The sequence below is a fragment of the Streptomyces sp. LS1784 genome, assembly GCF_020103755.1.
In the GTDB taxonomy this organism is placed as follows: domain Bacteria; phylum Actinomycetota; class Actinomycetes; order Streptomycetales; family Streptomycetaceae; genus Kitasatospora.
On sequence record NZ_JAHSQD010000450.1, the window covers coordinates 1 to 6,797 of the forward strand.

The 6,797-nt window shown below is 73.0% G+C and carries 6 protein-coding genes and 1 pseudogene; 2 read left to right on the plus strand and 5 right to left on the minus strand.

Annotation, left to right across the window (positions count from 1 at the left end):
• A pseudogene (locus KS423_RS34235) lies at nucleotides 1-677 on the plus strand (hypothetical protein); the annotation flags it as partial.
• Between the two features lie 150 nt (nucleotides 678-827).
• Here KS423_RS34235 and KS423_RS34240 read toward each other — a convergent pair.
• Together KS423_RS34240 and KS423_RS34245 are read right to left on the minus strand one after the other, a co-directional pair.
• Nucleotides 828-968 (minus strand): carbohydrate-binding protein, encoded by a 141-nt coding sequence (locus KS423_RS34240; protein WP_224283651.1) that lies wholly within the window; start codon nucleotides 966-968, stop codon nucleotides 828-830.
• Nucleotides 969-1,127: 159 nt separating this feature from the next.
• Nucleotides 1,128-2,147, minus strand: a complete 1,020-nt coding sequence (locus tag KS423_RS34245; RefSeq protein ID WP_224283652.1) for a DUF4190 domain-containing protein — start codon at nucleotides 2,145-2,147, stop codon at nucleotides 1,128-1,130.
• A gap of 456 nt (nucleotides 2,148-2,603) precedes the next feature.
• Here KS423_RS34245 and KS423_RS34250 point away from each other — a divergent pair, with 456 nt between their 5' ends.
• Nucleotides 2,604-3,056, plus strand: a complete 453-nt coding sequence (locus KS423_RS34250; protein WP_224283653.1) for a helix-turn-helix domain-containing protein — start codon at nucleotides 2,604-2,606, stop codon at nucleotides 3,054-3,056.
• Nucleotides 3,057-3,121: 65 nt separating this feature from the next.
• Here the strand turns inward: KS423_RS34250 and KS423_RS34255 are convergent, their stop codons facing one another.
• The 3 genes from KS423_RS34255 to KS423_RS34265 all read right to left on the minus strand — a co-directional run bounded on the left by KS423_RS34255 (nucleotide 3,122) and on the right by KS423_RS34265 (nucleotide 6,341).
• Nucleotides 3,122-3,724, minus strand: coding sequence for a ClpP family protease (locus tag KS423_RS34255; RefSeq protein ID WP_224283654.1), 603 nt, complete (start codon nucleotides 3,722-3,724; stop codon nucleotides 3,122-3,124).
• Nucleotide 3,725: 1 nt separating this feature from the next.
• On the minus strand, nucleotides 3,726-4,364 hold the full coding sequence (locus KS423_RS34260) for an ATP-dependent Clp protease proteolytic subunit (RefSeq protein ID WP_224283655.1): 639 nt from the start codon (nucleotides 4,362-4,364) through the stop codon (nucleotides 3,726-3,728).
• 414 nt (nucleotides 4,365-4,778) lie between these two features.
• A complete protein-coding gene (locus KS423_RS34265) occupies nucleotides 4,779-6,341 on the minus strand; it encodes an RICIN domain-containing protein (RefSeq protein WP_224283656.1) in 1,563 nt (520 codons plus the stop codon).
• Nucleotides 6,342-6,797: the final 456 nt, after the last annotated feature.

Below are 6,797 nucleotides of genomic sequence, written 5' to 3' on the forward strand. Positions count from 1 at the left end.
GCAACATCGCCCAGGAGCTGGCCGCCGCGCCCGCACTCGCACCCGCACCCGTGCGGGGAGCCGGGCTGGGGCCGGCCGGATCCGTGTCCGCCCCGGCCCCGGCAGTGTCGGCCCAGCCGTCGCCGGTGCTGGCGCCGTCGTCGCCGCCACCACCGTCGGGGAGACCGCCCGGCTCGACCGGGACGGCGATCTTCTTCCCGCTGTTCCCGGAGATGGTCGTCGATACGCCGGCGAACTGGCACACCCTGGCCGCCGTGACCACCGACCCTCAGGAGCGGTTCGGCTACCTCGGCACCCAACCACTCGGGGCGGGACCGTCGTGCACGGCGGATCCCGCCCGATGCCCGCTCTCCGTACGGCTGCCCACCGGCGGCGCCGTCCTCACCTTCCGCTTGGTGGACGACCAGGGGCCGGCCGCCAAGCTCGGCGCGTCCCCGCCCGGGCTCACCGGCACGGAGATCGACAAGGACTGCGCGGCGCTCGGCGGCAGCCGCAGCCTGACCGGCCTGCGCAGCATCGACCACGGCGCCCGGGCAGCTCTGGTCGAGATGACGGCCTGCCTGCGGCAGCCGTCCGAGCCGACGCTGCGGCAGGTGCAGCAGGTCTTCGACTCCATCCGGTCCGCCCCGGCGGGCAGCCGGTCGTCGGGCGCCGTGAGCCCGGCGGCGGCGCCGTAGGACCGCATCGCCGGCGACTCGGGCGGTCCGGCCGTATGCGCGGGCCCGCCGGCGGCTCGGCAGCAGGCTGTCCGCCCATGGCTGCGCCGCGGTCCGTCCCCCTCGACGGACCGCGGCGCAGCGGCTTCACGGGCTGTCAGGGTGCCCCGGTCACACCGGCTGCCGGAGCGCCGGGACGACCGGCGGTTCCCAGCCGGCCTGGGCGGTGTGGCCCTGGAGGCAGCAGTAGCCGACTCCGTTGGAGGTCACGACGTCGTCCGCCTGGTAGGTGGTGCCTGGGTCCACCTTCACCGACGCCGTGCTGACCCGCCGCGAAGAGATCGCGCGGGACGTGTGTACGAACTTCGAGGCCGAGTTGAAGCAGTTCAACGGCGGGCACGATGACGTTCGCCGTCAGGCCGGTCGCGGGGCCGGGCGAAAGGGCCGGTACCGGCGGGCAGCGGCGTCGGGTCAGCTGGGAGAGCCGGTCCAGATGACGTTCTTGCGCTGGCGTCCGGTGCCGTAGGTGAAGTCGACGGAGAACTGGTCGGCCGCGCTGTTCGGCAGGGCGTACGCGTACACGCCGGTGGCCTCCTGGCCCGGAGCCAGCGAGCCGGTGAGGAGCTTCAGCCGTTCGCTTCCGTCGATCAGCGAGAAGACGAGGTTGCCCTTGGCGTCCCTGACGATGGGCAGCCCCGATCCGTAGAGCGAGAGCTCCTGGGATCCGGTGTTGACGACGGTGATCTTCACCTGGATGATCTTGGCGTCCTTGGGGGGCTCGAACACGGTCCGGAGCGGGGAGTACGGCTCCGGCGCGGCCGTCGCGACCTTCAGCCCGTCCTCGTACGTGTAGGACTGGCCGAACGGCAGGCGCCGGGCCCTCTCGTCCGCGGCCGCCTTCTCCTGCTCGGCCTCGATCCTCTTCCGCTCCGCCTCGATCCGCTCCCTCTCCTTCGCCGCCCGCTCCTCCGCGGCCTTGGTCGCGGCCTCGAAGCGGGCGCGCGCGGCGTCCGCCTCCGCCTGCCGCTCCTCGTTGACCTCATGCACCCGTGCCACGACGAACACCCCGGCACCGACCGAGACCAACAGGCCGGTGACGCCCAGGATCACACCCGCCAGGGCCATCGCCCGGTTGGTCGCCAGGCCCTTGCGCACGTAGCCCAGGCCGATGGCGCCGAAGACCACGGCGAGCAGGGCCGGCAGCCAGGACAGCCAGAACAGGATGACGGCCAGGCTGAGGGCGACACCGACGATCCCGAGGACCATGGCCGCGATGCCCAGGCCGTTGCGGGGCTGCGGCGCCGGTATCGGATACGGCGGCCAGTACGGCACGCCGGGGGCGGGCGCCCCGGCGGGGGCGGGGCCGGGGGCAGTGGCGGGGGCGGGGACCGCGGCCTCGCCCTGCCCCGGGTCCAGCGGCGCCCACGGGTTGGTGCCGGCCGGTTCCTCGGCGGACTGCGGGCTGCTGTCGGGCGGGACGGGAACGGTCATTCGAGATCCTTCGAGAACGTCGAGACGATGAGTTGCCGTTCGCCCCCGTGGCGAGGTCCCTGCCGGGTCCTCGCGGTCCCTTTCCGCCTCCCCGGCGGCAGTGGCCCGGCTGCGCGAAACGGCCACCGCTGCGGGCCGGACCCGCGCGTCACCCCCCTGGGACGGGACACCGACAGGGCCGGCGAGTGATCAACATACAGGTGCCCGGCGCCGCGGTCCTGAGGCGGCTCCGCTCCCCCACGGCGCCGAACAGGCCGTCAGCCGGCACAGCGGCCCGGACGGGACGGTCGGGCGGATCCTCGCCGGCACCGCCCTCACCCCGCCCGGCTGGACACCCCGGCCCTGAGGACACGGAGTTGGCCTGCGGTTCGCGGCGGCCGCGGCCCGCCCGGCGGCTTCACCCAGGGCAGAACGCCGTGCTCTTCCCCCGGGGCCCCTGGTCCCTAGGCTGAAGGGGTGAGCACTCATGCGCAGAACGAAGCCCGCGTCATCCCCCTGCGTCCGCAGGCCTCGCCGCCCGCATCCGATGGGGCGTCCCGTACCCCGCAGCGGCCGACGGGGGCCCCGCAGGCACCCGCGCGGAGGGAGCCGCTGTGGCGCGACGTCGTCGGCGATGTGCTGCGGCGCGAGCGGCTCGCCCAGGAGCGCACGCTGAAGGACGTCGCGGAGGCGGCCCGGATCTCGATGCCGTACCTGTCGGAGCTGGAGCGCGGGCGCAAGGAGGCGTCCTCCGAGGTGCTCGCGGCGGCCGCCCGGGCGCTGGGGCTCGGCCTCGGGGACCTGCTCTCGCTGGTCCAGGACGAGCTGACCCGGTACGCCCCGAGCCGGGTGGGCCAGGGCCGGGGTCTGGTGGGCCGGGGACGCACGTCGCCCACGGGGCGGTACGACGGCCTCTGCCTCGCGGCCTGACCGGGCCTGGCCGGTGGCCGGGTACGACGGCGGTGCGCCCCGCCGCCGTACCGGCCGCGCGCCGGTCAGGCGAACCCGAGCCGCCGGCTCAGCACCTCGTCGGCGATCCCGTAGGCGACGGCCTCCTCGGCGGTGAGCACCTTGTCCCGGTCCATGTCCGCGCGCAGCGTCGCCGCGTCGTGGTGCGTGTGCCGGGAGAGGACCTCCTCCACCTGCGAGCGGATGCGGACCATCTCCTTGGCCGCGAGGCTGAGGTCGGAGACCGTCCCCTGCCGGCCGCCGCTGGCCGGCTGGCCGAGCAGCACCCGTGCGTGCTGGAGCACGAACCGTCGCCCGGGGTCTCCGCCGGCCAGCAGCACCGCCGCCGTCGACGCCGCCTGGCCGACGCAGAAGGTGGAGATCGGCGCCTGCACGAAGGTCATCGTGTCGTAGATCGCCATCAGTGAAGTGAACGATCCGCCGGGCGAGTTGAGGTAGATCGAGATCTCCCGTTCCGGGTTCTCCGCTTCCAGGTGCAGGAGTTGGGCGATGACCACGTTGGCGACCGAGTCGTCGATCTCGGTGCCGAGGAAGATGATCCGCTCGTTCAGCAGCCGGCTGAAGACGTCGTAGGACCGCTCGCCCTGCGCGGTCCGCTCGATGACGTAGGGAACCGTGTACGAGCCCATGTCACAGTCCGATCCGTCGGCGGGAGGCGGCCGGGCGGATGTCGGCGACCGACTCCACCACCCGGTCCACGATCCCGTACTCCCTGGCCTGTTCGGCGGTGAACCAGCGGTCCCGGTCGCCGTCGCGCGCGATGGTCTCCTCGCTCTGCCCGGTGTGTTCGGCGGTGATCCGCTCGATGGCCTTCTTGGTGAACTGGAGGTTCTCCGCCTGGATCTCGATGTCCGCGGCGGTGCCGCCGATGCCCGCCGAGGGCTGGTGCATCATGATCCGCGCGTTCGGCAGGGCGAACCGCTTGCCGGACGCCCCCACGGTGAGCAGGAACTGGCCCATGCTGGCGGCGAAACCCATCGCCAGCGTCGAGACGTCGTTCGGGATCAGCCGCATGGTGTCGTAGATGGCGAGGCCCGCGGTGACCGAACCGCCGGGGCTGTTGATGTACAGGCTGATGTCGGTGCGCGGGTCCTCCGCCGACAGCAGGAGCAGCTGCGCGCACACCCGGTTGGCCGACACGTCGTCGACCTGCGTGCCGAGCAGGACGATCCGCTGGGCGAGCAGCTGTGCCGCGAGGTGGTCGTCGAAGGCGCTGGGCTGCGTGTCGCCCTCCGCGGCGCGGGGCGGGGGCGGGGTGAGTGGAGTCATCTGCTCTCCTCGTCGGGGCGGTGTGCCGTCGACTCCACTCTCGGCCCGGGGCGGCCCCCGGATGCGGTTTCTCTGCCCGCCGCAGATTCGCCGCCGGCAGAGGCGGCGTTCCGGACCGGGCCGGGTGGCGGCTTGGACGGGCCCGGCCGGTCCGACGCAGGCCGGACCGGCCGGGCGCTACCTGCCGTTCAGGGCGGGTAGCGGGTGGTCACCACGGTGGGGTGCGCCCGTGGTGCGGTGGCTACCGGCCCCAGGCGGAGAACTCGGCGGTGGCGTTGTTGCCGCTGCCGCCGGCCGGCTCACGTTCCCATGAGGTCCCCCGATCTCGGCCGCAGGGCACTCCCGCGGCCGGGGAACACTCTGCGGCAGCGCGATAAACCGTGGATTGACGGCCGCTGACAGCGCGCCCGTGCGTCAGCTGAGGGTGGCCCAGTCCTGGGTGTTGGCGGCACCGGCCGGGTTGACGGTCACGGCGGTCCCGACGCTGACGCCGGCGCTGTCGAGCACGTAGCCGGTCACCGGGTTGGTGATCGTCAGGTTGCCGCTGCTGTTCTTGGTGACCTGCCACTTCTGGTACTGGTTGGCCGCGTTGAAGGCCTGCAGGGTGACCTGGGCCCCGGCAGTGGCGGGGGCGGTCAGCGTGAGGGGGGTCGGGCAGCTGTCGTAGATCCTCGCGGTGCCGTCCGCGTTCGCGTCCAGCTTCCACTTCTCGGAGGCGCGAGTGGGGTCGTAGGCGTCGAGGTCGGCGACGACGTTGCTGGAGGCGGTGCACTGACCGGCGTGTTCCAGGGCCAGGCCGCCTCCGTTGGTGAGGGCGTGGTACTGGTTGTCGCCCACGATGGTGGGGCCGTAGTCGATGGTGTGGGCCGCCAGGGAGGTGAGCGCGCTTCCGGTGGTGGAAAGCGGCGGCACGGCGGCGGGCCGGTCGGTCTTGAAGTACTCGGCGAACGTCGAGGGGGTGTGCGTGGTCAGCACGCTGATGGTGCCGTTCCAGCCGCCGTCCACGTTGTTCCACAGGTCGAGCAGCGAGCCGTCCACGTTGCCCTGGACCTGGTCCCCGGTGTTCCAGCCGGTGGTGTAGGTGAACGGGTAGCTGCTGCCGTCGGGCCACACGTAGCGGTAGTCGCCCAGGAGGTAGGCGGCGGTGGAGTCGGCGAAGCCCTCGGTCCAGGCGCAGGTGCCGGAGCTGACCAGGTTGATGTAGTGCGGGCTGCAGTTGGTGACGGGCGGGAACGCGCCGTTGTACAGCCGGTGCATGAGGAAGTGGCCGGACTCGTGGAGCACGGTGTGCTCGGAGTCGGGGTCGGCGGCGGCGAGGTGGACGGTGTTCGCCAGGTCGTAGTACGGGCCGTCGGCCGAGTTGGCGGTCCACTGGATGTTGAGTTCGGTGCAGGCGCCGTTGTTGGTCTCGTGGGCGGACCAGCAGATGCTGGCGGGGTTGTTGCGGTACCACCACAGCAGGTTGACGGTGTCGAAGGCGTGCCAGGCCCGGGCGTCGGCGGCGGAGGCCTTGAGCGTGCCGAGGCTGGTGCTGGTGGAGATGTCGCTCTGGTGCGTCGAGTCCAGCGTGTAGGGGTTGCCGCTGGTGTCGCTGACCTTCCACAGCTTGGTGCTCTCGGTGCGGAACCGCACCCACAGGCTGCTCATCGAGGTCGTGGTGGTGGGGGTGTAACAGAGGTTGAAGCCACCGTCGCTCACCGCGGTGTACACGTAGTCGGCGGTGAGCTGACGCGGGGTGTCGGTGGGCTTCTCGGCGCCCCACAGCTGGACGTTCGCGTTGCGGACCGGCTTGGTCATCGTGGGCTTGCTCGTGCCGGCTTCGGCCGACTGGTAGTCGTACTGGAGTTTGCCGCTCAGGCAGATGGGGGCCGTGACCGCCGTGGCGCTGGACGCCGTCAGCGGGACGGCGGCCGCGGCGGCGAGGAGGGCGGTGACCAGCGCGGCGAAGCCGCGCGGCAGTCGCAGTCCGATGGCCATGGGGTTTCCTCTCGGGAGACGGGCACGCCCGGCGTGCCGGTGACGGTGCGGGCGGGGGCTCGCGGGGCGCCGCCGGTGCGGTGGATGCGCAGTGCGGTGGGGCGCTGCGGACGGCGCGGTGCGGTGGATGGCAGCGCGGCGGAGTGCTGCGGACGGTGTGACGTGGCGGATGCTGCGGCGCGCTGCTCGACGGGGGTGGTCGGCGGTCGGGCGTCGTGGGGCGTTCCTGACGGACCGTCCCGCTCTCCGACGACCGGTCGGAGCCGCGGCGCCGTTTCCCGGCGTCCGGACCCGCATCGCCCAGGATCACCGCCGGGTTCCGCCCGCGGTAGGAGCGCTCGGAAGCGCGGACGCGATCCGTCGGCCCGGCGGAATCACTTCGGTTGCGAACCCGCCCCCGCGCGCCCGGCCCGCAGCCGGTGCGCCCGGCGCGGCCCCGTCCGCCGGGCGGCGTCG